Annotated in this window: 2 protein-coding genes; one reads left to right on the top strand and one right to left on the bottom strand. The window is 72.6% G+C overall.

All coding sequences use genetic code 11. From position 1 onward, the window contains the following. Window positions 1-196 precede the first annotated feature (196 nt). Window positions 197-841 (top strand): PadR family transcriptional regulator, encoded by a 645-nt coding sequence (locus AB8Z36_RS37385; RefSeq protein WP_369217832.1) that lies wholly within the window; start codon window positions 197-199, stop codon window positions 839-841. Here the strand turns inward: AB8Z36_RS37385 and AB8Z36_RS37380 are convergent. Further along, entirely contained in the window at window positions 808-1,797 is a 990-nt protein-coding gene (locus AB8Z36_RS37380) for a fibronectin type III domain-containing protein (RefSeq protein ID WP_369217831.1), read from the bottom strand. The two genes, AB8Z36_RS37385 and AB8Z36_RS37380, sit on opposite strands and share 34 nt — an antisense overlap. Window positions 1,798-2,123 lie beyond the last annotated feature (326 nt).

The following is a 2,123-nucleotide window of genomic DNA, read 5'->3' as shown; positions in this document are numbered from 1 at the left end:
CGGTGAAAAGGTCCGCAAGGCCGTCGAGGTCGCGCTTCTCCACGAGGGCGCGGAAGCGTTCGGCGGTGGGGTGGCTCATGGCGTCTCCAGCAGGGGGAGGGGGAATGGGCGTATCGCGCATAGTCATCAATCTGACTATTCAGAATGGTGACTATGATGAGGGCACGGGACGGCCGAAGGGAAGGGGTTTCGGGGCATGGCTCTGCGGCACGCGGTGCTCGCGGCACTGCTGGACGGTGAGTACAGCGGCTATCAGCTCGCCAAGGGCTTCGACATCGGCGTGGCCAACTTCTGGCACGCGCTGCCCCAGCAGCTCTACGCCGAACTGGCCAAGCTGGAGGCCGACGGCCTGGTCTCCGGGCGTGAGGTCGTGCAGGAGGGCCGCCCGAACAAGCGGCTGTTCCGCGTCACCGACGCGGGCCTCGCCGAGATGGAGCGCTTCGCCGCCCGCGCCGCGAAGCCGTCCTTCATCCGCGACGACCTGCTGGTCAAGGTGCAGGCGGTGGACGGCGTCGCCGCCGCGCCGGTCATCGGGCAGCTCGCGGAGCGCGCCGCGGTGGCCGACGCGAAGATCGACGTCCTGGAGAAGCTCCTGGTGAAGCTGCGCGGCGGCGCCGACGAGGAGGACTTCCTGCGCACCGGCGAGCGCGTCGGCCCCTATCTGACCTGTCTGCGCGGTCTCGCCTTCGAGCGCGAGAGCCGCGACTGGTGCCGYCGGGGCGCGGTGAGGGATCCGGACGGCGACCGCGCGGTGCGAGATCCCGACCCGGGCGCTCAGCCGGTGGTGGGAGAACCGCGCCCGGGCGCTCAGCCCGTGGTGACCTCCCGCGTGGGCGAGTAGCCGCCCCACGTGCCGTCCGGCAGCTTCGGGCGGATGCGTACCCGGTGCCGCTCCCCGGACTTCTTGCCGATGTAGAAGCTGTGCTCGGCCTTGTCGCGAGGCGCCGTCCCGCCGAAGACCAGCGAGGTGGCCGTGCGGCCGTCGAGCTGGATCTGGTACTCCGCCACGGCCCCGCCGGTACGCGGCGGCACCCAGCTCAGATCGATGTAGTACGCCCCGTCGGCGCGGTGCGTCGTGGCGCGGAAGCCGGTCGGCGCCGTGCCGCGCCCCGCGTCCTCGCCCGCCCCGGTGGTGAGCCGCACCTTCCGGCTCGCGGGCGAGAAGTTGTCCGCGGCGTCGCGCGCCTTGACCGTGAAGGTGTAGGCGGTGCCGGGCCGCAGCCCGGTGACGAGCGTCGCGGTCTGCCCGCCGCCCACACTGTGGATCTTCGAACCGCCCTGGTAGATCTCGTACGAGGCCACGCGCCTGTCGTCCGTCGACTTGCCCCACGTCAGCATCGCCGACCGGCTCCCCTCCGCCCTGCCCCGCAGGTCCGCGGGGCGCGACGGGGCCTCGCGGTCGGCGGCGACAGCCTTCGGAGTCGTGACGGTGAGCTTCTTGCTGTCGGCGCTGACATTGCCCTCGGCGTCGCGGGCGCGCACGGTGAAGGCGTACGTGGTGGCGGGCCTGAGGCCGACGATGTCGACCATGTGCTTGGCGCCCGGGACCGTCCTGACCCTCTTGGCGTCCCGGTAGACCTCGTAGCCGGTGACCCCGGTGTCGTCGGTGGCCTGGTTCCACATGACGTGGGCGGTGGTGGCGCTGCCCGCCTCCACGGTGAGGCCGCGCGGGGCCGCGGGCGGCGTGGTGTCCTGACGCCCGTCGCCGCCGCCGCCCCAGTCGCAGCCGCCGACAGCGGTCACGGCGAGGGCGGTCAGCAGGGCCACGGGCAGGGACGACCGGGGGGTCCGTCGCACGGTGCTGCCTTCCACTCGACGGCATTGGTCCGGACCTATTTGACACAGGTGGCGGGGGCACATCAAGAGGCAGGCGTCCGCCGTACGGGCCCGGATCGCCGGACGGGGTGTACGACTGCGCACAGACTGGGATATCTGGGCAGCGAGACATCCCCCGCACGCACCCGAAGGGTCCCGACCGTGCCCACGAGAACGGCCGCTCTGGCCGTCGCCGCAGGAGCCGCGCTGCTGCTCCCCGCCGCCGTCCCCGCCACCGCCCGGCACGCCCCCGTCGGTGAGGTCACGGCCGCCGAACTGCTCGCCCGCACGCGTGACTGCGCGCAGCT

Origin of the sequence: Streptomyces flavofungini, from assembly GCF_041028215.1 — a bacterium.
Classification (GTDB): Bacteria; Actinomycetota; Actinomycetes; order Streptomycetales; family Streptomycetaceae; genus Streptomyces; species Streptomyces flavofungini_B.
The sequence above is the reverse complement of the archived record's forward strand: the minus strand, read 5'-3'. Positions and strand labels throughout refer to the sequence as shown.